Source organism: Ruegeria sp. ANG-R, assembly GCF_000813985.1.
GTDB lineage: Bacteria > Pseudomonadota > Alphaproteobacteria > Rhodobacterales > Rhodobacteraceae > Ruegeria.
Map to the genome: position 1 here is coordinate 60831 of NZ_JWLJ01000006.1, position 26641 is coordinate 87471.

Annotated in this window: 27 protein-coding genes; 14 read left to right on the top strand and 13 right to left on the bottom strand. The window is 60.0% G+C overall.

All coding sequences use genetic code 11. The annotated features are described in order from the left end of the window. Both RA27_RS14730 and RA27_RS14735 read right to left on the bottom strand, forming a co-directional pair. Positions 1 to 1047: an MBL fold metallo-hydrolase gene (locus RA27_RS14730; protein ID WP_039540565.1), complete on the bottom strand. Its 1047-nt coding sequence runs from the start codon at positions 1045 to 1047 to the stop codon at positions 1 to 3. Continuing rightward, positions 1047 to 2750: an acyl-CoA dehydrogenase gene (locus RA27_RS14735; RefSeq protein ID WP_039540567.1), complete on the bottom strand. Its 1704-nt coding sequence runs from the start codon at positions 2748 to 2750 to the stop codon at positions 1047 to 1049. Before RA27_RS14735 ends, RA27_RS14730 begins: the two co-directional genes overlap by 1 nt. Positions 2751 to 2882: 132 nt before the next feature. On the opposite strand from RA27_RS14735, the gene RA27_RS14740 reads away from it, so the two are divergent. Continuing rightward, positions 2883 to 3830: an L-threonylcarbamoyladenylate synthase gene (locus RA27_RS14740; RefSeq protein WP_039540570.1), complete on the top strand. Its 948-nt coding sequence runs from the start codon at positions 2883 to 2885 to the stop codon at positions 3828 to 3830. Here the strand turns inward: RA27_RS14740 and RA27_RS14745 are convergent. Then, complete coding sequence (locus RA27_RS14745) at positions 3827 to 4381, bottom strand: YqgE/AlgH family protein (protein WP_039540573.1); 555 nt, start codon at positions 4379 to 4381, stop codon at positions 3827 to 3829. The genes RA27_RS14740 and RA27_RS14745 overlap by 4 nt on opposite strands. Positions 4382 to 4528: 147 nt before the next feature. Between RA27_RS14745 and RA27_RS14750 the strand changes: the two genes are divergently transcribed. Then, a complete protein-coding gene (locus RA27_RS14750; protein ID WP_039540578.1) occupies positions 4529 to 5341 on the top strand; it encodes a protein-disulfide reductase DsbD domain-containing protein in 813 nt (270 codons plus the stop codon). Positions 5342 to 5345: 4 nt separating this feature from the next. Further along, the gene (locus RA27_RS14755) at positions 5346 to 5795 is read left to right on the top strand and encodes an NUDIX hydrolase (RefSeq protein ID WP_039541244.1); all 450 of its coding nucleotides are present in this window, start codon (positions 5346 to 5348) and stop codon (positions 5793 to 5795) included. Here RA27_RS14755 and RA27_RS14760 read toward each other — a convergent pair. The 6 genes from RA27_RS14760 to RA27_RS14785 all read right to left on the bottom strand — a co-directional run bounded on the left by RA27_RS14760 (position 5762) and on the right by RA27_RS14785 (position 13258). After that, entirely contained in the window at positions 5762 to 9163 is a 3402-nt protein-coding gene (locus RA27_RS14760; protein ID WP_039540581.1) for an efflux RND transporter permease subunit, read from the bottom strand. The genes RA27_RS14755 and RA27_RS14760 overlap by 34 nt on opposite strands. 5 nt (positions 9164 to 9168) lie before the next feature. After that, complete coding sequence (locus tag RA27_RS14765; RefSeq protein WP_039540583.1) at positions 9169 to 10626, bottom strand: HlyD family efflux transporter periplasmic adaptor subunit; 1458 nt, start codon at positions 10624 to 10626, stop codon at positions 9169 to 9171. A gap of 105 nt (positions 10627 to 10731) precedes the next feature. After that, positions 10732 to 11274 (bottom strand): molybdenum cofactor biosynthesis protein B, encoded by a 543-nt coding sequence (moaB, locus tag RA27_RS14770; protein ID WP_039540586.1) that lies wholly within the window; start codon positions 11272 to 11274, stop codon positions 10732 to 10734. Between the two features lie 6 nt (positions 11275 to 11280). Next, positions 11281 to 11901 (bottom strand): LysE family translocator, encoded by a 621-nt coding sequence (locus RA27_RS14775; protein ID WP_039540589.1) that lies wholly within the window; start codon positions 11899 to 11901, stop codon positions 11281 to 11283. Further along, entirely contained in the window at positions 11898 to 12497 is a 600-nt protein-coding gene (locus RA27_RS14780; protein WP_039540591.1) for a metallophosphoesterase family protein, read from the bottom strand. The genes RA27_RS14775 and RA27_RS14780 overlap by 4 nt, the downstream gene beginning before the upstream one ends. Further along, entirely contained in the window at positions 12494 to 13258 is a 765-nt protein-coding gene (locus tag RA27_RS14785) for a uracil-DNA glycosylase (RefSeq protein ID WP_039540594.1), read from the bottom strand. The genes RA27_RS14780 and RA27_RS14785 overlap by 4 nt, the downstream gene beginning before the upstream one ends. 760 nt (positions 13259 to 14018) lie before the next feature. On the opposite strand from RA27_RS14785, the gene RA27_RS14790 reads away from it, so the two are divergent. From RA27_RS14790 to RA27_RS14830, 8 genes are all read left to right on the top strand, one after another. Beyond that, positions 14019 to 14954 carry an aspartate carbamoyltransferase catalytic subunit gene (locus tag RA27_RS14790; protein WP_039540596.1) on the top strand — a complete coding sequence of 312 codons (936 nt, stop codon included), beginning with the start codon at positions 14019 to 14021 and terminating at the stop codon, positions 14952 to 14954. After that, positions 14951 to 15472, top strand: coding sequence for a hypothetical protein (locus RA27_RS14795; protein WP_039540598.1), 522 nt, complete (start codon positions 14951 to 14953; stop codon positions 15470 to 15472). Before RA27_RS14790 ends, RA27_RS14795 begins: the two co-directional genes overlap by 4 nt. After that, a complete protein-coding gene (locus RA27_RS14800; protein WP_193746523.1) occupies positions 15457 to 15843 on the top strand; it encodes a hypothetical protein in 387 nt (128 codons plus the stop codon). Before RA27_RS14795 ends, RA27_RS14800 begins: the two co-directional genes overlap by 16 nt. Before the next feature lie 454 nt (positions 15844 to 16297). After that, positions 16298 to 17578: a dihydroorotase gene (pyrC, locus tag RA27_RS14810; protein ID WP_039540604.1), complete on the top strand. Its 1281-nt coding sequence runs from the start codon at positions 16298 to 16300 to the stop codon at positions 17576 to 17578. Continuing rightward, positions 17578 to 18183, top strand: coding sequence for a glycerol-3-phosphate 1-O-acyltransferase PlsY (gene plsY, locus RA27_RS14815; RefSeq protein WP_039540606.1), 606 nt, complete (start codon positions 17578 to 17580; stop codon positions 18181 to 18183). Before pyrC ends, plsY begins: the two co-directional genes overlap by 1 nt. After that, positions 18180 to 18455: a hypothetical protein gene (locus RA27_RS14820; RefSeq protein ID WP_039540609.1), complete on the top strand. Its 276-nt coding sequence runs from the start codon at positions 18180 to 18182 to the stop codon at positions 18453 to 18455. The genes plsY and RA27_RS14820 overlap by 4 nt, the downstream gene beginning before the upstream one ends. A 171-nt stretch (positions 18456 to 18626) precedes the next feature. Then, complete coding sequence (locus RA27_RS14825) at positions 18627 to 19100, top strand: YHS domain-containing (seleno)protein (protein WP_039540612.1); 474 nt, start codon at positions 18627 to 18629, stop codon at positions 19098 to 19100. Positions 19101 to 19359: 259 nt separating this feature from the next. Then, positions 19360 to 19893 carry a porin family protein gene (locus RA27_RS14830; RefSeq protein ID WP_039541249.1) on the top strand — a complete coding sequence of 178 codons (534 nt, stop codon included), beginning with the start codon at positions 19360 to 19362 and terminating at the stop codon, positions 19891 to 19893. Between the two features lie 42 nt (positions 19894 to 19935). Here the strand turns inward: RA27_RS14830 and RA27_RS14835 are convergent, their stop codons facing one another. Continuing rightward, positions 19936 to 20919, bottom strand: coding sequence for a quinone oxidoreductase (locus RA27_RS14835; RefSeq protein ID WP_039541252.1), 984 nt, complete (start codon positions 20917 to 20919; stop codon positions 19936 to 19938). 212 nt (positions 20920 to 21131) lie between these two features. On the opposite strand from RA27_RS14835, the gene RA27_RS14840 reads away from it, so the two are divergent. Further along, a complete protein-coding gene (locus tag RA27_RS14840; RefSeq protein WP_039541255.1) occupies positions 21132 to 21989 on the top strand; it encodes a DUF2189 domain-containing protein in 858 nt (285 codons plus the stop codon). A 15-nt stretch (positions 21990 to 22004) separates the two neighbouring features. On the opposite strand, the gene RA27_RS14845 is transcribed toward RA27_RS14840, so the two are convergent. Together RA27_RS14845 and RA27_RS14850 are read right to left on the bottom strand one after the other, a co-directional pair. After that, complete coding sequence (locus RA27_RS14845) at positions 22005 to 22991, bottom strand: NAD(P)H-quinone oxidoreductase (protein ID WP_039541257.1); 987 nt, start codon at positions 22989 to 22991, stop codon at positions 22005 to 22007. A 72-nt stretch (positions 22992 to 23063) separates the two neighbouring features. Beyond that, positions 23064 to 23756 (bottom strand): COQ9 family protein, encoded by a 693-nt coding sequence (locus RA27_RS14850; RefSeq protein ID WP_039540615.1) that lies wholly within the window; start codon positions 23754 to 23756, stop codon positions 23064 to 23066. Positions 23757 to 23867: 111 nt separating this feature from the next. Here RA27_RS14850 and rpsU point away from each other — a divergent pair, with 111 nt between their 5' ends. Together rpsU and RA27_RS14860 are read left to right on the top strand one after the other, a co-directional pair. Next, positions 23868 to 24074, top strand: a complete 207-nt coding sequence (gene rpsU, locus RA27_RS14855) for a 30S ribosomal protein S21 (RefSeq protein ID WP_005614280.1) — start codon at positions 23868 to 23870, stop codon at positions 24072 to 24074. A gap of 296 nt (positions 24075 to 24370) precedes the next feature. Further along, positions 24371 to 25603 (top strand): CAP domain-containing protein, encoded by a 1233-nt coding sequence (locus RA27_RS14860; RefSeq protein WP_039540619.1) that lies wholly within the window; start codon positions 24371 to 24373, stop codon positions 25601 to 25603. A gap of 52 nt (positions 25604 to 25655) precedes the next feature. Here the strand turns inward: RA27_RS14860 and ppk2 are convergent, their stop codons facing one another. Beyond that, positions 25656 to 26594: a polyphosphate kinase 2 gene (gene ppk2, locus RA27_RS14865; RefSeq protein ID WP_039540622.1), complete on the bottom strand. Its 939-nt coding sequence runs from the start codon at positions 26592 to 26594 to the stop codon at positions 25656 to 25658. Positions 26595 to 26641: the final 47 nt, after the last annotated feature.

The window sequence follows — 26641 nt, forward strand, 5'->3', positions numbered from 1 at the left end:
CTACCCTTTGCGCTGATACTCCCACGCCCCGTCCGCGCGGCGCGTCCGGGTGACCGCTCCAATGTGGTAGAGATGGTTCACATGTGCAACCGCCTCGACCAGCGCGAGGCCGTATTCGCCGCCTTTGATCGGGCGCTTGAACAGCGGGGCAAAGCATTCGGCGGCAGTTTTGGGTTGGTCGAGGTCGTTCAGCAAACGGTCGAGCGCGCTGTGATGGTTGTCGATCAACTGACGCATTCGAACGGGCAATCCCGTGAAGGGCAGCTTGTGCCCGCCCAACACCAGATGATCAGGGCGGGCCAAAGGCTGCAGACGTTCGCAGGCTTCCAGCCAATCGGCCACCGGGTCTGCCATCGGCTCGGTCGCATAGACACCCAGGTTTGAACTGATCGAGCTGAGAATCTGATCTCCGGTCAACACCAGATTGTCGTCACGGCTCCAAAAGGTACAGTGTTCGGGCGCGTGGCCGTTGCCCATATGAACATCCCAGTCACGCCCGCCCATGCGTATCACGTCGCCTTGTTTGACACGGGTAAAGCCCAGCGGCATGGGGTAGACGGTGTCGGCAAAGTTGAAGGGACGTTCAGCCATCCGGCCCGCCAGCACATCCGCATCCATCCCGGCGCCGCGGTAGTAATCGAGCGTTTCCTTCGGCCAGTTCTCCTGCACGTCCAGCGTCAGCATCCGGGCGAACAGCCATGCGGTGCGGCTGGTGACAAGCTCAGCACCGTGTTCTGACTGGAACCATCCCGCATTGCCGACATGGTCGGGATGGTGATGCGTCACGACAACCCGATGAACGGGTTTACCACCCAAAGGACCCTCCATCAGGGTCTGCCAGATGGCACGCGTCTTCTTCGAAGACAGCCCGGTATCGACCACCGTCCAGCCATCACCATCATCCAGCGCGTAGACATTCACGTGATCTAGCGCCATGGGCAGAGGCAACCTGATCCACAAAACCCCCTCGGCGACCTCGACCCATTCGCCCGGCGCGGGCGGTTCCGACCACGGATAGCGCATCACCTGAGGCCCCTCACCGTCCATCAGACCGCCAGCTCGTCGGCGCTTAGCGCATAGAGGTCAGCGGCCCCGTTCTGCGCCTGCGCCAACAGGCCCGTATGTTCCGGCAGCAGCGCGTTGATGTAGAACCGCGCCAGCTTGGCGCGCGGACCCTCGGGGTCGGCCAAGGCCGCCGACAGGTGATAATGCCCGCCCAGAACCCGTGCGAAGGCCTTGAGGTACGCGGCGGCCCCGGCGAACCGGGTGTTCATGTCTGACTGCGCCACCAGCCATTCAGTGGCTTCCCGAAGAGACTCGGTGGCTTCCCAAACAGGACCGGCAAGTTCCGGCATCGTGGCGCGGGCTTTCTCGGCCTGATCCTCGATTTCATCCAGCAGGTTCGAGGCCGCCTCGCCCCCATCCATCATTTTACGAGCGACGAGGTCCATGGCCTGAATACCGTTGGTGCCTTCATAAATCGCAGTCACGCGGACATCGCGGTAATACTGCGCGGCGCCGGTTTCTTCGATGAAGCCCATACCGCCATGCACCTGCACGCCGGTCTCGGAGACGCGCATCCCGGTTTCGGTTCCAAAGGCCTTGCAGATCGGCGTTAGCAGGGCCGCCCGCGCCGCCCAATCCGCATCGCCCGTGGCCTGCGCCATGTCGATCGCGGCGGCATTGGCCAGCATGATCGCCCGTGCGGCAAACACATCCGCGCGCATCGAGATCAGCATCCGCCGTACATCAGCGTGATCAATGATGGTGCCCGAGGGCGTCTTGCCTTGTTTGCGCTCCAGCGCATAGGCCAGCGCGTGCTGATAGGCACCCTCGGCCACCCCAACGCCTTCGCCGCCAACGCCCAGACGGGCGTTGTTCATCATGGTGAACATTGCAGCCATGCCGCCATGTTCCTTTCCGATCAGCCAGCCCTTGGCCCCGTCATATTGCATCACGCAGGTGGGCGAGCCGTGCAGGCCCATCTTGTGTTCCAGCGAGACGACCTTCAGATCATTGGCTACGCCGGGATTGCCGTTCTCATCAGGGATGAATTTCGGGACCAGAAATAGCGAAATCCCTTTGGTCCCCGGCACACCGTCTGGCAGACGGGCCAAAACCAGATGGCAGATGTTCTCGGCAAAGTCATTGTCGCCCCAAGAGATATAGATCTTCTGCCCAGTCACCGAATAGGTGCCATCGCCGTTATCCTCGGCCTTCGATGTCAGCGCTCCGACATCCGAGCCAGCCTGCGGTTCGGTCAGGTTCATGGTGCCTGACCACTCACCCGCCATCATCTTGGGCAAATAGAGCGCTTTCAATTCATCGCTTGCGTGATGCTCCAGCGCCTCGATCTGGCCTTGGGTCATCAACGGGGCGAGTTGCAGCGACAGGCACGCCGCGCTCATCATCTCGTTCACGGCGGTGGTCATGGTCATGGGCAGGCCCATGCCGCCATATTCGGGATCACCGCTCATCCCGATCCAGCCGCCTTCGGCGATTGCTTTCCATCCTTCCGCGTAGCCCGGAGAGGTCCGCAGCACGCCGTTTTCCAACCGCGCGGGCTCCAGATCGCCGGGGCGCTGCAGCGGGGCCATAACCTCTTCGCACATCTTTCCGGCTTCGGTCAGAATGGCGCTGACCACGTCTTCGCTGGCTTCCGAGAACTTCTCGGTCGCGGCGATCTGGTCAAATCCGATCACGTTGCGGAACAGGAATTCATAGTCTGAGATCGGGGCACGATAGGGCATGGTTTCCCTCTGGGTATGACATGTTCATTGCGTGGGGTTGGAATCCCGGCCCCACGCCGGTATTCATCTGGGCTGGCACGATTACCTACCGTTACCGGAACTGCAAGCAACCAAAACGCGGCGTCACGACCTATGACCCTTCTCGGCACTCAAGACTTATCAGCGGACACCGACGGCATCGCCAAAGCCGCTGACCTGCTGCGGCAGGGGTTACTGGTCGCCTTCCCGACCGAGACTGTCTATGGCCTCGGCGGAGATGCGCGAAACGGAGAAGCCGTCGCTGCGATCTACGAGGCCAAGGGGCGGCCCAGCTTCAACCCGCTAATTGCTCATGTCGCCTCAACCGAGACCGCGAAACGGTTCGTCGAGTGGACTGATCAGGCCGAACAGCTTGCGAAAGCCTTCTGGCCCGGACCACTGACCTTGGTCCTGCCTCTGCGTGCCGACCACGGGATATCGTCGCTGGTGACGGCGGGGTTGGACACTCTGGCCGTCCGCGTGCCTGCGCATCCCACAGCGCGGGCGTTGCTTGCGGCGTTCGATGGCCCGGTAGCAGCCCCTTCGGCCAACCCGTCGGGCCAGATCAGCCCGACCACGGCGGCCCATGTCCGAACCGGGCTGGAGGGGCGCATCGCTGCTATTCTGGACGATGGGCCCTGCGGGGTTGGGCTCGAATCCACCATTGTGGGTCTGGCAGGAACCCCTGCTCTGTTGCGTCCCGGTGGTATCGCCCTGGAACAGATCGAAGAGGTGCTGCAGACGGAACTGCATCACCATCAACCCGGCGACCTGCTGACCGCGCCGGGGCAGCTGCAATCCCACTACGCGCCGGATGCGCCGGTCCGCCTGAACGCAGGGTCGGTTCAAGGAGATGAAGTATTACTGGGTTTTGGCCCGGTCACGTGTGACCTGAACCTGTCTGAAAGCAGCACCCTGTCCGAGGCGGCGGCCAATCTGTTTGCCGCCCTGCACAAGCTGAACGAAACAGGTCGTCCGATTGCCGTATCACCGATTCCCGACCATGGGTTGGGCGCAGCCATCAACGACCGTCTGCGCCGCGCCGCAGCCCCGCGCGATTAGGCCCGCCCCGCGCTGGCAGAGAGCGTCAGCGGATCGACCCCGAGCGTGGCCAAAGCGGCTTCCCATTTCTCGTCATCCGGTACATCAAAGACCAGTTTCGAAGACGCCTCGGTGGTCAGCCAGCCATTCATGGCAATCTCATCCTCAAGCTGATCTGGCCCCCAACCGGAATAACCCAGCGCCAGCATCGAATTCAGCGGCCCCTTGCCCGAGGCCAGATCCTCGAGCACATCCAGAGTTGCGGTCATGCTGAAATCTTCGGAAATCTGCATCGAATGGAGATTCGCTTCGTAGTCCGCGCTGTGCAGAACAAAACCGCGCGACATCTCGACCGGGCCGCCAAACTGGACCAGACGTTCCCCCACCACCGGAATGCGGCAGGGAATATTGAGCTGTTCCAGCAAAGTCTTGATCCGCAGGTCCGAGGGCTTGTTGACGATCAGCCCCATCGCACCATCCTCACCATGGCTGCAGATATAGACGACCGAATGCTCGAATCGCGGATCGCCCATGCCGGGCATCGCTATCAACAGTTTTCCCGTAAGGTCCATCAGCAGACATCTCTTGCGCTCAGGTTCACCCTAGAATGACCCTGTGGGCCGGGGAATGGCAAGGGATCAGCCGGGATTTCCGCGTATTTCACCCGGGTGACCGGAACGTGACTTGGCATTCTCGGTCAGAATGCGCATCTTCCCGGTATGATGAAGCTTTGGAAACCCTTCGCTATTGCCTTGACCGCAAGCCTTTGCCCGGGCTTTGCGGCCTTTGCGCAAGGCGTGGATCAGCTTGTGCGGCTTGAAGTGCTCGATGGTGGTAAATCCGACAACGGCACCTATCAGGGCGCATTGCATCTGACTTTGAAGGACGGGTGGAAAACCTATTGGCGTTCCCCCGGGGACGCGGGCATTCCGCCGCAGTTCGATTGGAGCAAATCCCGCAATGTCGGCGACGTCGCGATCACCTGGCCTGCACCGAAAATCTTCGATCAAAACGGGCTGCAATCCATCGGGTATGAGAATCAGCTGGTCCTGCCCGTCGAAATAACCCCCAAAAACCCCGCCAAGCCGGTGCGGTTGCGGGGCGAGATGGATCTGGGCGTCTGCAAGGATGTCTGCGTACCGGGCCGTCTGGATTTCGACCATACTCTGGACGCCAATGCCGGACGCAACCCGGCGATTGCCGCTGCGCTGGCCCAACGGCCGTTTTCCGCGCGCGAGGCCGGGGTAGCAGAGGCAACTTGCCGACTGACACCTACGGCGGACGGGATGCGGATTGAGGCGCATATCACCATGCCGTCAGCAGGCGGCGCAGAAGTCGCCGTCATCGAGCCCGGCAATCCTACGCTCTGGGCATCGCAATCCGAAACGGGTCGGCGGGGCAATACGCTAGTCGCCCGATCCGAGGTTATCAGCGCTTCAGGCGGTCCGTTTGCGCTGGACCGGTCCGAAGTCCGCATCACCGTACTTGGCTCAAACCATGCGGTTGATATCCTCGGGTGCAGCGCGGGTTGACCGCATGAGGCAAACCCCAAAGATCGGTGCTCTGGCCGTGGTCTTGCATCAGGGGCAGGTTCTTCTGGTTCAACGCAACAAACAACCCGACGCGGGCCTCTGGGGGTTTCCCGGTGGGCATGTGGAGTGGGGCGAAACGGTTCTGGAAGCAGCGGCACGGGAATTGCTGGAAGAGACCGGCGTTATCGCCGAGCCACTGGGGTATCTCGACAATCTCGACCTGCTGCTGCGTGAGCCGGACGGGCAAATCAGGGCGCACTACCTGCTGGTCGGTGTTGCCTGCCGCTATGTCTCGGGCACGCCGGTCGCAGCGGATGACGCTAGGGATGCGCGCTGGTTTTCGACTGACAGAATCTCCCGTGGAGATTTGCCGATGAGCGACCGAGTCCCCGATCTGTTACGCATGGCTTTGAACGCCAGTCAGACCTCTGCCCTGCCTGAAAGTCGGGCATAAAGCAGGCCCGACAGGACCACCCCCAACAGCAGGATCAAGACCGCACCAACGGCAAAGACGCCGAGACCCATTTGCAGAATACTCAAACCATCTGCGCCGGGGTAGAACCCCGCCAGCAAGCCCAAAGGGGCGCCCGCCAAAGCGGGCCAGATCATTGATACCCCGAGCCAGACCGCCAGCGCGGCACCGGTTACGCAAACGGCAACACGCACCACCCGATCGGGTGCACGCAAAGCGCGGCGCATGGCTATCATCGGACGCGAGACATCGTTCAGGATCGCTAGGAGCGCCGGCACCAGCAGTAGGATCAGGACCATTCCAAAACCCAGCCCATAAACCAAAGTAATCACTGTCGGCTTGAGGAACTGCGCCTGCTGTGAGCTTTCATACATCAATGGAGTCAGCCCCAGCACTGTGGTCAGCGTGGTCAGCATCACGGGTCGCAATCGGTCTGCTGTGCCCTCGACTATCGACGGCACCAGCCCGCGTTCCTGCTGGTATCCATCGATGGTCGTCACCAGAACAATCGAGTCGTTGATGATGATGCCGGTCATGCCTAGCAGGCCTACAACGGTGAACATGCTCAGCGGCACTCCCCAGATGTAATGCCCCCAGATTGCACCGACGAGGCCGAACGGAATGATCGCCATCACCACCAAGGGCCGCGTCCAGCTGGCAAAAACCCAAGCCAGCACCAGATAAATCCCGGTCAGACATAAGATCAGCCCTGTGCGGGCCTCGGACAGGAATTCATCTTCCTGCTCGCTCAACCCCGCCATGCGCCATTCAACCTGACGTTCGGCGGCGATGTTTGGCAGTATCTCTTCACGCATGGCCCGCGCGATCTCGGCGGCCTGCGCCGGGTCGTCTTCTGAGATATCGCCGTTCACCGAAATCACCCGCAGGCCGTTTTCGCGCCGAACCGTCGAGAAACCCGACTTACGCTCGACCGAGACAATGTCTGCCAGCGGAACATAGACACCATCGGGTGTGCGCATCAGAGTGCGTTCAAGGAAGTCCGCCGTCAGCTCACCCTCGGGCAGTTCCACGCGAATTTCAGTGCTGCGTGGACCATCCGGGAACGTCGCGGCCTCAATTCCATTCAGCCGGTTTCGCAGCACGCGGCCCAGTGTTTCGATGCGGAAGCCCAGCGCCTGACCCTGGGCAGTCAGGTCCAGAATAAACTCCTCCTTGTCATAAGCCAGATTGTCTTCAAGCGCAGAAACTTCGGTGTATTTGGACAATTCCGTTTGCAGATCCTCGGACGCGGATTTCAACGTGTTCACATCCGCACCGTAAAACTGAACGTCGATTGAATCGCCACCCGGGCCTGAGCGCCAGCCGCGGAAACTGAGCAGTTCGACCTTCGGATGGCGGGGGACGAAATCCTGCAGCTCTCCCACAAACTCAAAACTGGAATAAGGGCGCAGGTCGGCATCGATCAGTTCGATAGAGATACCGCCCAGCAGATCGCTGTCCTTTCCATCCGCCGCACGCAGCCCCCATCCTGCCGATCCACCAACTTCGGCTAAAACGTATTCGATCGGGTTCTGGCCATGCCTCTCTTCGTAAATCTCTCCAAGCTCTTCGGTGGCCTGTTGCACCATCCGCATCATTTCCAGTGTCTCGGCGCGGGTGGCACCTTCGACCATGATGAAATTGCCCGTGACCGAGCCACGCTCGGGCGCGTTGAAGAACCGCCAGTTCACGTCACCCCGGATAAACAATGCGATCTGGCTGGCCAGGATCACCACCATGAGCGCGACGACCACATAGCGCGCCCAAACCACCCATGCGACCAAAGGCCGGAACAGGTTGTCACGCACCCAGCGAAAACCCCGATTCACGACCCGGTTGGGCCAGTCATACCAGTGCTCCTTGGCCGAATGCGCAATGGCATGGGCCATATGATTGGGCAGAATCAGGAAGCACTCGATCAGCGAGGCAATCAGAACGGCGATGACGGTAAAGGGAATATCCCGGATGAGTTCACCAAACCGGCCACCGATGGCGGTTAGACCAAAGAACGCGATAACAGTGGTAACCGTTGCTGCAAAGACCGGCATCGCCATACGGCGCGCGGCACGTTCAGCGGCAACCATCGGAGCCTCGCCCAACCGCCGCGCACGGAAATCGGCGTGTTCGCCCACCACAATGGCGTCATCCACGACAATGCCCAACGTGATGATCAGACCAAACAGCGACACCATGTTGATTGACAGGCCGCCCAGATACATCAGTGCGATCGCCGCCGACATCGCCACGGGGATACCTGCTGCCACCCAAAAAGCGATCCGTGCATTGAGGAACAGGAACAGCAGGCAGACAACAAGACCGAGACCAACCAGGCCGTTATCCACCAGAATATCCAGCCGGTCAGTGATGGCCTGCGCACGGGTGCGGATCAGCTCGACCGTAATGCCTTCGGGCAGGCTGACCTGCATGTCCCGCACCACGTCCTCGACCGAACGCTGTATACCAATCGCATCGCCCAGATTGGACCGGTCGACGCGGATCGACATGGCAGGATTGTCCCCGACATAGTAACTGCGATTGCGGGTGACACCTTCGACCCGGATTTGCGCCACATCGCCCACAACCAACTTCGATCCGTCGGCAAAGGTGCGCAGAGCAATGCCCTCAATCTCTTCGGGTGAACGCTTTTCAGCGCCAGTACGAATACGCGCGTTGGCGCCAGAGACATCCCCCGCGGGATTCGCCGTAACCTCGGCCGCGATGGCCGAGGCGATATCGGACATCGCGATGTCGTTGGCGATCAACTGTGCAGTGGGCACCTCCACCACCACGCGCGGCGCGGCAAGCCCCCGTATCGTTGTGCGCGTAACCCCCGCCGCAAAGAGGCGGTTGATCAGTTCATCGGTGAATTTGGCGAGCTGCTCGGCCTCGATCGGTCCGGTAATGACGACATCGGTCACCCGATCCCGCCAAGCACCGCGCCGGATGGTGGGCTCTTCGGCGTCGTCGGGCAGGTTGGTTACTCCATCGACGGCAGTCCTGACCTCTTCAACCGCACGGGACATCTCCCAATTGGGCTCAAATTCCAGCCGGATGTTGGCCGAGCCCTCGCGCGAGGTGGATTCGGTGCTGGCAACTCCTTCGACCGCCAGTAGCGCAGGTTCGAGAAGCTGTATAATGCCGTTGTCGACATCCTCGGGACCTGCCCCCTCCCACTCGACATTCACATCGACGCGTTCAAGGATCACATCCGGGAAAAACTGCGCCCGCATACTCGGGACCGCCGCTGCACCCAGCACCAGCATCACCAGAAGCAACAGATTGGCGGCCGTGCGATGCCGGGTGAAATAACTGAGGATTCCGCCCGCCGCATTGGGAATATCGCGGATCATGGAGCCTAGCCTCCGGCCCGATTTTCATCAAGGCGTCGCAACAGAGACGCAGGTACCTTCGCATCACGCAACTGCCCCAGAACCTGATCCTTGACGTCCTGCGACATGCGCTGGCTGGCCTCGACCTGCGCCACAAGCTGGGCGCGCTTTGCGTCCGACAGCTCTACCATTTCCGGGTCGCTTTCGATCCTTGCCTCGACGCGCAGAGGACGCACGCGTACGCCAGAGCCCAGCAACGGCGTGCGGCCAATCACAACCTCACGGCCCGCTAGCCCGGCACCCCGTAACAGAACCTCATCGCCCTGTCGGCGCACCAGTTGCACAGGTATGGGCTCCAACCGGTCGCCGGGGCCCAATACCAGAACATTGCCCGCAGCATCCAAAGCCGATGAGGGCATACGCACCACATTGTCCAACGGCTGTTCTTCGATTGAAACCGTAACGAAATCTCCTGGCTTGAATCCCGGCGCATCGTCCAGACGGGCATAGATCAGGCGCCCTGTCTGCCCTTCACCTGCCGAGCCGCTGTCGCGGCTGATACGTCCGGTTGCCTTCAAGTCTGCCCCCGTCACTTCAAGCGATATGGTGACTGGCGCTGCGACAAGATCACCTTGCACGTCGAGCAGACGCACATATTGTGCAGTCGAAACGCGAAAGGCCACTTCAAGCGAATTGGGGTCCACCAGTTCCGCCAGCTTTTCGTTGGCCGAGACAAGCCGCCCTTCGACCAGGGTTACCCCCGTCAGCGTTCCGTCAAACCCGGCATGGATCGTCATGTCTTCCAGGTCACGTTCGGCCCCTTCCAGCGCGATGCGGGCGCGGGCAAACAGAGTAGTGGCCTGATCGACCCGGGATTCTGCCTGAGCCAGCGCAATCCGACGTGCCAGAACCGCCTGATGCGCGGAGGTCGCGGCCAGTTCCGCCTCTTCCACGCTCGCGGCCGCGCCAACTCCGCGCGTCTGCAGATCCTGCTGACGTTGTAACGCCCGGTCTCGCAGCTCGGCCTGCGCCTCGGCCGACTTCAACTCGTCCTGCGCCAGCAGCAACGAACGCTCGGCGTCACGCTCCTCGAACTGGGCATCCAGCAGATCCGACTTGGCGCGATCCAGCGCCGATTGCATGTCGGCGGGATCGAGCTCGACCAGCAATTCACCTGCTGCCACCGTGCCGCCATCTTCGAAATCTTCCGCCAATGATATGACGCGACCGCCCAGCGCCGCACGCAGCTCCAGCCGACGGCGGCTTTGCACCTGACCAAAAGCCTCCAGATACGGCGTGATGGTTTCCGGTTCAGCCGTTCTGACACTCACGGCAAATATCCGTTCACGCCCCTCGGGTGCCTGATTGTCACGGGTCAGCATGTCCTGGACCGCGCCGGTGATCATCTGTGCGGCAACAAGCAACAGGCCCAGCGTCAGAAACGCCAGGAAAACACCGACAAGGCTTTGCCGCAGGAATCGCATCTGTCACTCACCTCAGGTCGCACATGCTGCCTTCCGCAAAGGTAGCCGGGTCGCAAAAAATGCCAAGCCACAAAGCGGTTATGATGCGTTAAACGCAGAGCCAGTCTACTTCCGTCGCAGATGTTCGTCCAATCTGGGCATTATTTCCACGAAATTACAGGGCCGGTGGCGATAATCGAACTGTTTTTCCAAAATCGCGTCCCACGCATCCTTGCAGGCCCCCGGGCTACCCGGCAGCGCAAACAGATAGGTGCCGCCCGCTACACCGCCCGTCGCGCGGGACTGCACGGCTGAGGTACCGATCTTTTCCATCGAAACGATGGTGAAGACGGTACCAAAGGCCTCGATTTCCTTTTCATAGACGTCCCGATGCGCCTCGACGGTCACGTCTCGGCCCGTCAGGCCCGTGCCGCCGGTCGAAATCACGACATCAATCTCGGGATCGGCAATCCACAGGCGCAGCTGGCTCGCGATCTCGGTACGCTCATCCTGTATGATCTTTCGATCAGCCACCGCGTGCCCTGCCTTTTCGATCCGATCCACAAGCGTCTGGCCCGAACGGTCCTCGTCCAGCGATCTGGTGTCCGAGACGGTCAGAACGGCGATACGGACTGGGATGAACTTAAGGGTTTCGTCAATGCGTGACATACGGCGTCAGGCCCTTTCCATGATGGCAAGCCGGATAGCGAGCGCAGTGAAGATACCGCCTGTGATCCAGCCCACAATGCGAGAAGCACGCGGGTTCGAGACGAGTATCCGCCCTGCCCCGCCCGCAAAGATGCCCACCAGCCCGTTTACCAACATGCTGCCCAGGGTGATAATCGCGCCGAATGTCAGGAACTGCAGCAGAACTGAGCCAAGAGCTGGGTTCACAAACTGTGGAATGAAGGCCAGCACGAAAAGAATAACCTTGGGATTGGTCAGGTTCACCACCAGCCCTTCACGAAACGCGAAATGAGCAGGTTTGACCGGAGCGTCCGCAGATATGGCCCCGTTTCGGATCACGCCCCAGGCAAGGTACAGCAGATAGGCAACCCCCATCCACCGGATCACATCAAACAGCCACGGTATGGTCGATACCGCAGCGCCAAGCCCGAGCCCCGCTAGCAACACGTGGATCATCAACCCGACCGAGACGCCCGTACTTGCCAGCAGCGCCGACCGGGCACCCGCTCGCAGACCTTGCCCGAAACAGAACATCATATCGGCGCCGGGCGTGAAATTCAGCGCCAGTGCAGCTGGAACAAAGGCCAGCAGGGTTACCGTTTCGATCATGAACTTACCTCGAACCAATTCAGAGTCGGACCCAGATTTGCGATTTGGGTTCGACCGAGCGTACCGCGATAGCCCCAGCTGTCATGAATATGACCACAAAAGGCGAAATCGGGCTGTATCCGCTCCACCGCGTCCCGGACGGCGGTCGAGCCGACGGATGTGCCCTCAGACGTCACATCGCCGTAACCCTTGGGCGGTGAATGCGCGATCAGGATATCAGCACCATCACATCGATACAGCATTTCAGCCGCCTCGGCTTCCGTCAGATCGCATGACCAATCGCCAAACGGCGTGAGCGGGACGCCGTAGCCCAACCCGAACAATCGAACACCGTCCAAGGTCATGCCGGAACCGTGCAGAACATGCACATCTTCCGGTGTGGCCTCAGCCAACTCATCCGCGCTTTCGGCATTGCCCGGCACCAGCACCAGCGGTGCAGAGATGCCCGAAAGCATCTGCATGGCCTCGTCCAATCCCCGTCGCATGTTGCAGAAATCTCCGGCGCCAATCACCAGATCAGCCTCGGAACTGGCCGCAACCAGATCAGCGGCGCGGTTGCGCGCCATATGAAGGTCGGAGAATGCCAGCACCTTCATGCACCTGCCTCCAGTCGGGCTTTCAGCTCTAACAGATCAGCCCACGCCTGACGCTTCATCTGCGGTTGCCGCAGCAGATAGGCAGGGTGGAACATCGGGATCACAGGCAGGTCCAGCGCCTGATCCCAGCGCCCGCGCAATCGGGTAATGCCCCGTTTGCCCAGAACCGCCTGACAGCTAATGTTGCCCATCACGACCAGAACATCGGGCTTGGCCAGTGCCACGTGCCGTTCCAGAAATGGCTTCATCATGCCAATCTCTTCGGGCTTGGGATCTCGGTTTTGCGGAGGTCGCCACGGCAGGACATTGGTGATGTAGACGTTTTGCGTGCGATCCAGATCAATCGCAGCCAGCATCCGATCCAGCAACTGCCCGGCGCGTCCTACAAAAGGTTTGCCCTCGCGATCCTCATCTCGACCGGGTGCTTCGCCGATGATCATCACTCGTGCGCCGGGTGTACCGTCCGCGAACACAAGCTGACGCGCACCACGTTTGAGTTCGCACAGATCGTACGCCTCCAGTGACGCGCGCAGTTCAGGCAGCGATCCGGAAGCCTTTGCCGCCCGCTGCGCAACCGCTGCGGCGTCAATTTGCTCCGGTTTCTTCGGAGGTTCTGCAACGACGGCCTTCTTCGCCTTTGCCGCTTTGTCTGGCAACGCATAGCGATCGATCGGCGTATCCACGATCGCATCTGTTGCGCCCAGTTCGATCTGCCATTCCAGCAGCGCCCGCGCGGTATGATAATCCAAACCCGATTCCATAACCCTCAATCTAACCAGCTTTTGACCGAGGGAAAGCGAATAGACCTTGCTTCGGCGTCCAGACAGACCGACCATACAGCTATTCATGTTGTTGGTCCTGCGAATATTCATGTTTGGATTGTTGCTGACCCTAGTCAGCGACCCGGCGCAGGCAACCTTCCACGACCGCCATGGCCAGTGCCGTCCGGGCCAATTGCAATGCGGTCGCGGATGCTGCCCCGCGGGCCAACGCTGCAGCTTTGATGGCCGCTGTATCCCACCCGGGCACACCTATTGCGGCGGCGGGCGTACCTGTGGCCCATTTGAGCGGTGCGTGGCAGGTGGCACACGCTGTGCCCCTGCGGGATTGAACAAATGCACTTCACGTCTGGATTGCCCCGGTAACAGCTTCTGTAACGGGCGCGGAGAATGTGAACGCAACACACCTGATTTCGATCCCGGACCAGCCATTACATGTGACGATGGCCTAACCTGTGGCGCCGGCTCATCGTGCCTGCCGGGCGGCGGATGCTCTCGCCCTGGCTGGTTCTTGTGCGAAGAAACCGAATCGCAGTGCCGCCCCGGCTTCAAATGCTCGGCGCATCAAGGATGCGTACCGATCAAAGCCATCGATTGTGGCTACGGCAAATGGTGCAAACCCGGCGAGCGATGCCTGCCTGAAGGCGGGTGCGAGAAATTGCCCGAAGGCGCGGAACCTTAGGTTGCCACACGCGATACGCCTTCCTATAAGCGGTCCGATTGTCAGACAGGAGCCCGCCCCATGCGTTTCGCCCATCGTCACCTTCTCGGCATCGAGCACCTGTCGCAATCCGATATCACTGCCATCCTCGATCTGGCCGAGGAATATGTCGACCTGAACCGCCAGTCGACCAAGCATTCGGACGTGCTGTCGGGCCTGACGCAGATCAACATGTTCTTTGAGAACTCGACCCGAACACAGGCCAGTTTCGAACTCGCGGGCAAGCGGCTGGGCGCGGATGTCATGAACATGGCGATGCAGGCAAGCTCGATCAAAAAAGGCGAGACCCTGATCGACACGGCAATGACGCTGAACGCGATGCACCCCGATCTTCTGGTGGTGCGGCATCCCCATTCTGGAGCCGTCGACCTGCTGGCCCAAAAGGTGAACTGCGCCGTGTTGAACGCCGGTGACGGACGGCACGAACACCCCACGCAGGCGCTGCTGGACGCACTGACCATCCGTCGCGCCAAGGGCCGTCTGCACCGGTTGAACATTGCGATTTGTGGAGATGTCGCCCATTCCCGCGTTGCGCGATCGAACCTGATCCTTCTGGGCAAGATGGAAAACCGCATTCGCCTGATCGGCCCACCGACGCTTGTACCCGGCCAGTTCGCCGATTTCGGCGCCGAGATTTATGACGATATGAATGAGGGCCTGAAAGACGTGGATGTCGTCATGATGCTGCGCCTTCAGAAAGAACGCATGGATGGCGGCTTCATCCCCTCGGAACGTGAATACTACCATCGCTACGGGCTGGACGCCGCCAAGCTGGCGCTGGCCAAACCCGATGCAATTGTCATGCACCCCGGCCCGATGAACCGCGGGGTCGAGATTGACGGCACGCTTGCCGACGACATCAACCGGTCGGTCATTCAGGAGCAGGTCGAAATGGGTGTCGCCGTACGCATGGCTGCGATGGACCTGCTGGCCCGCAACGCGCGAGAAGCCGCATGAGTGATTTGACCATCGCCCCTCACGAGCGTGGCGTCATCCGACTCTTCACGTTGGATATGCGCCCGGAAGAGGCCAAGTTCCTGCGTGAACCGGGTGCTGCTGGTCAGGTGCTCGGGGTCGAAGGGCTAGATCCCAAACAAATAGACATCTTCCCGGTGTCAGACCTCGAAGATCTTGGGCTTTATGGCTATCTAGACGAGGGCTGTGGCGTATCCGAAGATCAACTGGATCGGACAGCGCTCAACGCTGTCGAAGGATGGGTCATGGTATTGCGCAGTGCCGCGTTCGAAGGTCAACCCGCAACGCTTTCGCCGGACCCGAGGGTGCGCCTGATCGGGCTCTATACCGAAGAGGCGACCAACTGGTCTGGCGGCACGATCGACACCGACAGCGCCAAGCCGTTTTCAGCAACTCCGACGGAGATTGAGCGTGACGAACGACCCCAGCGCATCGGCTCGGCCGTGTTGGCGGTCATTATACTTTTGGTGATCGGAGGTGCCTTTTGGCTGATCCTGTGATCTTCACGCCGGACAGAACCGCCTATATCCGGACGAACACATGGCTGGCTGCGTTCGCGATGGCTACTGCCATGGCCGTTCTGTGGGTGATCGGGAACCCCTATGTCTGGACCGGCGCCCCCGCTGGGCTGGCTGCAGTTGGTCTGCGCGCCTGGTATCTGGCCTCGGAAGAACTGGTCGCCACGTGGGAGATGACGGGCACGACCCTCACCGGTCCCGGCCCGCGCAAAGTGCCCCTGGATCAGATCGCTTCGGTAAACACCATGGGCAGCTTCGTGCAGATCATCACCAAGGGCGGTGACAAGCACCTGATCAAATACCAGGCGGACCCTGCAGCAACCAAGGCAACAATCGAAAGGGCCTTGGCATGACGGCTACTGTTGAGGATTGGTGGCGTGACCAAATACCCGACGGAGAAAAGATACTATGGTTCGGGCGACCGGATCAGGGATTCTTCCCGCCCCGATACGGTTGGGCTTACGTCGCTGGGTTTCTCGGGCTCATAGTTTTGTGGCTGAGCAGCCCGTGGCTGTTCGATACCGTCAGAGAGTTTTGGAAACTCACCTGTGTTACTTTGCTGATCGCGTTCGCATTATGGGCAGATCGGTTTGTACGGGCGCAAAGAGTGTATGTCGTGACTACGCAGAATGCGCGGATAATCAATGAGATTTTCAAACCGAAGATTCTGAAAATCGACAAATCTCTGAAATACTTTTTCTCACGGCGCAGGCTGACTTTTAGCCGAGGCCTTTTTTTCTCATTTGACCATCTTTCCGATCCTGATGCCGCTTTGAAGGCACTCAACCAAGCGCGCGAGGCTTCGACATGACCGACATTCTCTTCACCAATGCACGCCTGATCGACCCCGAAGCTGGAACGGACACAACCGGTTGGCTGCAAATCTCCGGCGGTCGGATTGCCAAGCGTGGTGTCGGGGATGCTCCCGCGTTCGAGAGCCAGACAATCGACTGTGAAGGCCAATGTCTCGCCCCCGGCATCGTCGATATCGGCGTCAAGGTTTGTGAGCCGGGCGAGCGGCACAAGGAAAGCTATAAATCCGCCGGTCTCGCCGCGGCTGCCGGGGGTGTGACCACCATCGTTACCCGTCCTGACACTTTGCCGACGATCGACACGCCTGAAACGCTGGAATTTGCCACCCGCCGCGCGCAGGCCGATGCGCCGGTCAATGTGCTGCCGATGGCGGCGCTGACCAAAGGGCGCGAAGGGCGCGAGATGACCGAGATCGGGTTCCTGCAGGATGCGGGCGCCGTGGCGTTCACCGATTGCGATCACGTCATCACCAACACCAAAGTGTTCTCGCGCGCGCTGACCTATGCGAAATCCTGCGGTGCTTTGGTGATTGCCCACCCGCAAGAACCCGGGCTCAGCAGTGGGGCGGCTGCAACCAGTGGCAAGTTCGCTGCCCTGCGCGGTTTGCCGGCAGTGTCGCCTATGTCTGAACGCATGGGACTGGACCGCGACATCGCACTGCTGGAAATGACAGGCGCGGCCTATCATGCCGACCAGATCACCACCGCCCGCGCCCTGCCCGCGCTTGAACGCGCAAAACGCAACGGGCTGGACATCACCGCCGGAACCTCGATCCATCACCTGACACTGAATGAACTGGACGTGGCCGACTATCGCACCTTCTTCAAGGTCAAGCCCCCGCTGCGGTCCGAGGACGACCGGCAGGCGGTGATTGAGGCGGTGCGCACCGGGTTAATCGACACGATCAGTTCCATGCACACTCCGCAGGACGAAGAAAGCAAACGTCTTCCGTTTGAAGAGGCGGCCTCGGGCGCGGTGGCGCTGGAAACGCTGCTGCCCGCAGCACTGCGCCTCTATCATGCGGGACAGCTGGACCTGCCCACGCTCTTCCGCGCGATGGCGCTGAACCCGGCTAAGCGGTTGGGGCTCGAAGCCGGTCGTTTGTCCGAAGGCGCTCCGGCCGACCTGATCCTGTTCGATCCGGATGTTCCTTTTGTTCTGGACCGTTTTACGCTGAGATCGAAATCTCAGAATACGCCGTTTGACGGGCAGCGGATGCAGGGTAAGGTCACCGTGACCTATGTCGCTGGACAAGACGTGTACCGGAGAGCCTGATGCCCCTGATCGACAGTACAATAACGCAGCTCATTCTGTGGGCCGCTTTGGGATATCTGATCGGGTCCATCCCGTTTGGAATGATCATCGCGCGGGTGATGGGGCTGGGTAATCTACGGCAGATCGGCTCGGGCAATATTGGCGCAACCAATGTCCTGCGCACCGGGAACAAGGCCGCGGCGGCACTGACATTGCTGTTCGATGCGGGCAAGGGTGCTGTCGCTGTATTGCTGGCGCGCGCGCTGGCTGGTGAAGATGCTGCGCAGATAGCTGCGCTGACGGCATTCCTTGGGCATTGTTTTCCGGTCTGGTTGGGCTTCAGGGGCGGGAAAGGCGTGGCGACGTTTCTGGGCCTCTGGCTGGCACTGGACTGGCGTGTTGGTGTTGCGTGCTGCCTGACATGGCTGGTGGCGGCGCTGATCTGGCGCATTTCATCCGTTGGCGCACTGGCCGCGGCCGCTTTGTCGACCACATGGATTATGGTCCTGACGGATGGCAGCACATTCATCCTTGGGATTGCCCTGACGCTACTGGTCTACTGGCGTCACAGCGCCAATCTGGCCCGGATCAAGGCAGGGACCGAACCGAAAATCGGAAAGTCGTGACGGTACCCGGCGCTTTTCTGGACGCCATCTTCGACCTGCCCCAAGGCACATTCACCGGCACCGCCGGTCACGATAGGTATGTGGTGTCGCACCGGATCATGGCGGGCGGCAAATCTCACAAGCTGGTGGCACATCAGCTGGGTGGGCCCGACTACATCAGCCTGAACCTGTATCTGACGGCAAAAAGCGGGGCCTTGCTGCGCCCCTGTGAAATGCCCCCCGAAAAGGTGGTGGCCTTTGTTCTGGCGCTGGTTCCTGACGTGCGCAAATGAACAGCGGGTATTTGTGACCGCACAATCACGATTGATTGCTTTGAACGTGAACGGGCCATCCCCCAACTGGGTTTTGTGACAGCCAATTACCGGCGTTGCGGCAATCAAATCCGGTTCGCCCGGGCAAAATTCCGGTGCTCTTAAGCGAGCCTATTCACGAAAGGTGAAACCATGAACAAGTTTAAATCCATCATCAGCGGCGTGGCGCTGTCCGTTGCAATTGCAAGCTCGGCAATGGCCGCTGGCGTCGAGATCAACGCAAGCTCGACCGGTCTGGCGCTGCAGGGTTATGACCCGGTTGCCTATTTCACCGTTGGTGAAGCCACAAAGGGCGACTACAAAATCACCGCGCTGCACGATGACGCGCTGTACCGTTTCGCGACGGAAGAAAACAAAGCCGCGTTTGAAGCCAACCCCGAGGCATATCTGCCCGCTTACGGTGGCTACTGCGCCTTCGGCACCGCGATGGGCTTCAAGTTCGACGGTGATCCGAACTATTGGAAAATCGTTGACGACAAACTGTACCTGAACCTGTCGCAGGACATTCAGGAGCGCTGGGAAGGCGACATCCCGGGCTTCGTCGAACAAGCCAGCGCGAACTGGGAAAACATCGCCGACAAATCCCCGGCTGAACTGCAGCAATAATTCGCTGAACGGACCATTTGCATCGGCGGCAGATCGTATCTGCCGCCGTTTGTCATTTGAACGCGCCGTGTCGCGACCTATCTGATTCAAAAGACAAGCGCCCAACTTCAGTGGGCCAGCGCCGGGACAACCGGCACAAAAAACGGTTCGGAATAGACAAAGCATCACTGACCCGGCCTCGGCGCCGGGCCGTAGCTTCATGGATATGGCTGCCGGCATATCGACATGGCAGCAGATTTCGAGCGAAAGGAAACATAAGATGACAGGTAAATTGGCACTGATCACCACTGTCTCGATGTTGGCGGCAGGATCGGCGTTGGCACAATCCTCGGGCAACTGGACGGGATTTTACGGCGGTGCGCAGATCGGCTATGCAGACATCGACACCAATCTGTCAGGCGTAAACGGAGACGGCGCGATTGGCGGTATCATCCTGGGATACGACTATGATCTGGGCGATTGGGTCGTCGGTGGCGGCTTCGACTATGACTGGGCCAACATCGACCTCTCCAGCGCCGCCACGGTCGAGAAGGTCTGGCGGATAAAGGCGCGTGCAGGCTACAAGGTGAATCCGCAGGGTCTGCTGTACGGCACCGCCGGGTATGCCGACGCAGATACCGACAATCTGGGCAGCGACAACGGCTGGTTCATCGGTGCAGGCTACGAACAGATCGTGGCCCCCAACATCAGTGTTGGCGGCGAGCTTCTGTATCATGAGTTTGACGACTTTAATTCTTCAGGCGTCGATGTCGATGCAACGACACTGCAGCTTCGGGTCGCGTATCGGTTCTGATGGAACGTCAAAGGCCCGGCAGTTGCCGCCGGGCCTTTCCTGTCACGGCACCAGTATTGTACTGCCAGTCGTCTGCCGCGCCTCGAGCGCACTATGGGCTTCGGCCACCTGATCCAATGGGAATTCCTGATCGACGTGAATCTTGACCTCACGCCCTTCCACTTTGCCAAAGAGACGCCGCGCCATCGCCTGACAGACTGCATGATCCGAGATATGGGTGAACAACGTGGGTCGCGTGACTTTCAGTGACCCACGTTGTGCCAGCATTCCCAGATCGACCGGTGGCACCGGCCCTGAGGCATTGCCGAATGAAATCATCATGCCCAACGGTTTCAGGCAGTTCAACGACCCCTCGAACGTGTCCGCGCCGATGGAATCCATAACCACGTCGACCCCTTTGCCGCCGGTGATCTCAGCCACGCGCTGCACGAAGTCCTCGGTTCGATAGTTGATGCAATGCGCCGCGCCGTTGAACTGAGCAAGGCTGCATTTCTCATCCGTTCCGGCGGTGCCGATCAGGGTGATCCCCTCGGACTTGGCCCATTGGCAGGCGATCAGGCCGACCCCTCCGGCGGCGGCGTGAAACAGAACCGTATCTCCCCGCCGCAACGGCGTTGTGCGGTGAAACAGGTATTCGACCGTCATCCCTTTGAGCATCATCGCCGCAGCCGTGCGGAACGAGATCCCCTCGGGCAGCGGGCAAACCTGCGCCGCAGGCATCACACGCGCTTCGGAATAGGCACCTGACGGTCCTGCGGCATAAGCGGCGCGTTGGCCCGGAATGAGGTGCGTGACACCTTCGCCCACGGCCTCGACCACGCCCGCGGCTTCCATACCCAGCGCGTGAGGCAGTTCCAGCGGATAGAGACCGCTGCGCTGATACACGTCAATGAAGTTCAATCCACAGGCATGATGACGAATGCGCACTTCCCCTGGTCCCGGGTCACCTAGCGGACGATCCTCGATCCGCAGGATCTCGGGCCCGCCATTCTCGTGGATAACGACGGTACGCGCTGTTTGCTGCATTCTGGCCTCCATTAGCTTTTGGACAAAGCTAACATGCCTGATCGGCAGGGCAATCCTTGCGATCTCGTAACGGTGATCGGGCAATATTCCGCAATATGTGCTATAGTGCGGGCAGACGTTGCAAATGGGCAGACGTTGCCGGCTGATCCGGTCACGCGAATTGCCACGCCGGATGCATCCCGCGGCGCGCCCACGCCAGAAAGGGGATGAATATGGAAAAGACTATCGGTAACCCAATAACCTGGGTCGCCCGAAATCTGCGGGCAACCGGCGATCATGTCACAGAGGCGGTGTCAGAGATCGGCAGTGCCGATGTCCGTACCCTGCCAACCGTGCACACGCTGACGACGCAGGATCTGATTGAATGTCTGAAAGCCGGATACACTGACTTTCTGGAAACCCGCGCGGATGCGATCTTTATCGTTCTGATCTATCCGATTGCGGGCCTGCTGATGTTCGGAATTGGGTTGAACAAGGACATGGTGCCGTTGCTGGCACCGCTTGTCATGGGCTTTGCCCTGATCGGACCCGCCGCAGCCGTCGGACTTTACGAGATCAGCCGCAAGCGGGAGCAGGGCGGAGACGTACACTGGTTGGACGCGTTCGGCGTATTCCGCTCACCTTCGTTCGGAGCCATTCTGGCGCTGGGGTTCTATCTGGTCATGCTGTTGCTGGTCTGGCTGATGGTCGCACAGGGCATCTATGCGCAAACCCTCGGGCCCGAGCCTCCGGCCTCGGCCATGTCATTCGTGACCGAGGTATTCACCACCGGCGCGGGCTGGAGCATGATCATCATCGGCTCGGCGACCGGTTTCCTCTTTGCACTGGTCGCACTGGCGCTGAGTGTGGTCAGCTTTCCGCTGCTGCTGGATCGCAAGGTCGGCGTCCCGGTGGCCGTGGTGACCTCGGTCCGGGTCTTGCGCCACAACCCGGGCGTGATTCTGACCTGGGGCGCCATCGTGGCAACGCTGTTGATACTGGGAGCGATCCCGATGTTGCTGGGATTGATCGTTGTCATGCCCATTCTGGGCCACGCCACATGGCATCTGTATCGCCGGGCCGTCGCCTGACCGCACGGCGTCAGATTAACCGGAGACCTTTAGAACGATCTTGCCGATATGGCCCGAGCTTTCCATCCGCGCGTGGGCTGCTGCGGCATCTCCGAGTTCAAACTCGGAATCCATCACCGGCGCGACCTTCCCCGCCTCGAGCAGAGGCCAAACGGCTTCGCGCAGGTCCTGCGCAATACGTGCCTTGGCCAGATCGCTTTGAGGTCGCAGGGTACTGCCGGTCAGGGTCAGGCGTTTGACCATCATCAGCGCAAAGTTCAGTTCGACCACTGGACCTTGCAGGAACGCGATTTGAACCAGCCGCCCATCCTCGGCCAGCGCCTTGACGTTGCGTGGGATGTAATCGCCGCCGACCATATCAAGGATCAGGTTCGCCCCGCCTTCGGCCCGCATCGCGGCCACGAAGTCCTCGTCGCGGTAGTTAATTGCCTTTTCTGCACCCAGCTTGACACAGGCTTCGCACTTCTCCGCCGACCCCGCGGTCGCAAAGACCCGCGCGCCGAACGCATTGGCCAGCTGAATCGCCGTCGTCCCGATCCCGCTGGACCCACCATGGACCAAAAACCGCTCTCCGGCTTTGAGGCCGCCGCGGGTGAAGACATTGGACCACACGGTAAAGAAGGTTTCGGGCAGGCACGCGGCTTCTTTCATGCCCATGCCCGCAGCCACCGGCAAGCAATGCGCGGCGGGTGTGGCAACATACTCGGCATAGCCACCACCCGGCAGCAACGCGCATACCCGATCGCCAACGGCCAAACCTTCGACGCCCGTTCCGATCGCCACGACCTCACCGGAAGCCTCAAGCCCGGGCAGATCGCTGGCACCGGCAGGCGGATCATAGGCCCCTGCCCGTTGCAGCGCATCCGGGCGGTTCACCCCGGCATAGGCCACCTTGATAATCACCTGACCCTCTGTCGGCTCAGGCATCGGGCGTTCGGTCAGTTGCAGAACATCCGGGCCGCCCGGCTGGGTAATTTCGACAGCACGCATCGTCTGGGTCATGGGCATATCTCCTTTGCCTCCTGCCTAACAGGCAGTAACGCAGAGGCCCAGCAGCAAGTGGAAGCGCTGCGACTATTTTCCGGATGACAGCGAACCGGGCAGGTCGTCGGGTATCTTGACCGGCGCCCTGACGTGACCCGCAAGCCAATTGGGCACGGCCAGAAATGGTTTCAGAAGCGGGTTATCGTTCACCTGCGCCTTGAGCTTTTCAAACTGCATCACACCCTCGATCCGGCGATCAAGGAATTCCCATGTCGCCTGATAATCCGGGCTGTCGTCGCCCAGCCAGTACAACAGGGTCGAGGAGTACACCCCCGACAGCGTCGCCCGTTTGGTGTACCAATTTACATCATCCGACGTATCGCCAAGCGCCGTCCAAATCTGATCGCAGGTGCCCCAGACCGCCTTAGCCCCGTCAGCCGCGTATATCGGCAACGAGAACAGCGTCACGCCCCTCCGCACCGCTTCTTTGTCCGCGACCGCTTGCAGGCGGAACCGAATAGCGGCGGCGATCTTGTCGCGGAATTTCAGCCCACTCAGGTCCTCGGATTTCAACCGCTCCAACATGGCGGCATCCCCACGTGCATGAAACGCCAGCGCCAGATCGACGGCGCCGCGCGGACAGATCGCCCGCGCCAGCCCGGCGTCCAACTCGCAATCGGCAATCGCCGCGCGAAAGCTGGTTTCCGACCAGCCATCAAACGGCACATGGTTCAGGATCGCATCAAGTAGCTGTTCTTTGGTGTCTTCATAGGTGGCGGTCATGTCGGGTCTCCGGTCTGCGGGTCCAGTACTAGACAAGTTAGGCGCGCTTTGCTATACGGCCACTTCCTGCAATTTCCTTGCAACTCTATCTAGAAAGGTGGTGACAACCACATGCAGGTTAGTGTTCGCGACAATAACGTCGATCAGGCGCTTCGTGCCCTGAAGAAAAAGCTGCAGCGCGAAGGCGTGTTCCGTGAAATGAAGCTGAAGCAACATTTCGAGAAACCGTCCGAGAAAAAAGCGCGCGAGAAAGCTGAAGCGATCCGCCGTGCCCGTAAACTGGCACGCAAGAAAGCCCAGCGCGAAGGTTTGCTCTAAGAGCTTCCTGCGACTCGTCCAGCTTTGGATGACACTATTTGACGACCCCCGAGGCATCGCCCGGGGGTTTGTCGTTTTCAGAGCGGGTTTTCCCGCCCATTCCCAACCTGACCAACGCGGCAACTTGCCGATCTCGGCGCATGTTGTTTGGTCGGCATTTTACAGCGCAGCGAATCGCCGCTCGGTTGCATTCCGCCGCCGAAAAATGCCGGTCCCTGTCGCCACCCTATTCAGCGTTCCGTGATCGTCTGTAAGTGAGGCCGTCCACTCAGACATAACCAAAAACGGAGGCACTGATGTCGACAGCAAGTACGGTCGAGCGCGAAATGCTGGCGCTGATCAACCAAGAGCGCACATCCCGCGGGCTTAACCCCCTGCAACTTGAGACCAACCTGAACGAATCATCCGAGGACCACAGCACCTGGATGCTGGACACCGACCGGTTCAGCCATACCGGCGCCGGAGGCTCATCCGCGACCCAACGGATGCAGGCCGCAGGATTCGATCTGTCCGGCAGCTGGCGCACCGGCGAAAACATCGCCTGGCAGTCCGAGCGCGGCGCGCCGGGCATCAGCGATGATGTCGCCCAATTGCACCAGAACCTGATGAACAGCCCAGGCCACCGCGCCAACATCCTGAACCCTGATTTCAAGTATATCGGCATCGGGGTCGAAGAGGGTGACATGCGAGGGTTCGACGCGGTCATGGTGACGCAGAATTTTGCGGCGACCCAAGGCGAAGTCGATCTTGATAACGGCAACACCACACCCCCCGTCACCCCTCCGACTGATGAGGTTACGGAACCGGACGAAGAAGTTACCAATCCCACCGAGCCCGAAGTGCCGGATACGGATGTAACCGAGACCGAACAGCCGGAAGAAGAAACTCCGGATACTGACGTCACCGAAACTGACGAACCGGTAGACGAAACTCCGGATACCGATGTCACCGAGACCGAGGAACCAGCAGACGAAACACCCGGTACCGACGTCACCGAAACCGAAGACCCGGTAGACGAAACTCCGGATACCGACGTCACCGAAACTGACGAACCGGCAGACGAAACACCCGATACCGATGTGACGGAGGTGGAAGACCCGGAACCCGAAACGCCGGATACGGATGTCACAGATGTTGAAGAGCCTGAAACACCGGTCACAGACGTGACCGAAGTGGAGGAACCCGAAACACCGGGCACCGACGTCACAGGGGTCGAAGAACCCGAGCCGGAGACACCCGATGTCGTCGTCGATAGTGGTGAACCGGGTGCGGATTGTTTCGATGTTCAGGCGTTCCTTGCCGGAATCGAAGCCTTCGTCAATGCGCTGCAGGCCCACCTTGACCAGTTCGAATGGTCCCCGGTTCAGCGTGCTGACACGCCTCCGGAAGTCGATCACTTCGATCTGGTGTTCGACAACGATGCGGCTGACGACATCATCGAGACCACCGAGAACATGATCGAAGAGGTGAATGACGACATGTGCGGCATGTTTGTCTTCGAGATGAACTGCGGATTTGATTGGGCTTGATCAAACCGTCCAGGTGCGGGGGATTACTCCTCCGCACCACATGCCTGCCACATCAATAAATCTTTGGCACGTATAGGTCATCCGGCAGAATGCGCCGTTCGTATTCGGGATTATAGCGCCGATCCGGTAGATTGACCTTGTCCTGCGGCACGTCGTCATACGGGATTCTGGTCAGCAAGTGCTCGATGCAGTTCAGCCGCTCGCGCTTTTTGTCGTTGCCTTCAACGATGTACCACGGCGCCTCGGATATGTTGGTGCGAAAGAACATGTCTTCCTTGGCCTTGGTATAAGCCTCCCACCGGATGCGGGATTCCAGATCCATCGGAGACAGTTTCCACTGCTTCATCGGGTCGTGAATTCGCATCAAGAACCGAAGCTGTTGTTCCTCGTCGGTGATCGAGAACCAGTATTTCAAAAGAATAATCCCCGACCGCACCAGCATCCGCTCGAATTCGGGAACGTCCTGAAAGAACTGTTCAACCTGATCCTCGTTGGCGAATCCCATCACGCGTTCGACGCCGGCGCGGTTGTACCAGGACCGGTCGAACAGCACGATCTCACCTGCAGCGGGGAGATGCGGCACGTAACGCTGAAAGTACCACTGGCTTTGCTCCCGACGGCTGGGCGCAGGCAGCGCCACCACACGCGCAACGCGCGGGTTCAGGCGTTGCGTGATCCGCTTGATCACCCCGCCCTTACCGGCACTATCGCGGCCCTCGAAAAGAATGCAGACCTTGGCCCCGGTATGGACGACCCAATCCTGAACCTTGATCAGCTCAGCCTGCAGGCGCAGCAAATTGCGAAAATAGACCTTGCGATCCAGCATATCGGGATGCTGGTCCTTGTAGATCTTGCGAACCTCCATCGAGAGCATGGGCTCGCTGAATTCGATCTCGAAATCCTCGTCCAGCGTGTCTTCCAGTTCGGCTTCCAGCCAGTCTTTGGGAGTGCTGTCATTTTCGTAAGCCAAGGTCTGCTCCTTCTCGTTCATCGGGTTCGGACCGTATAGGGCCTGTGTAACCATCGGATGTCAGCGCA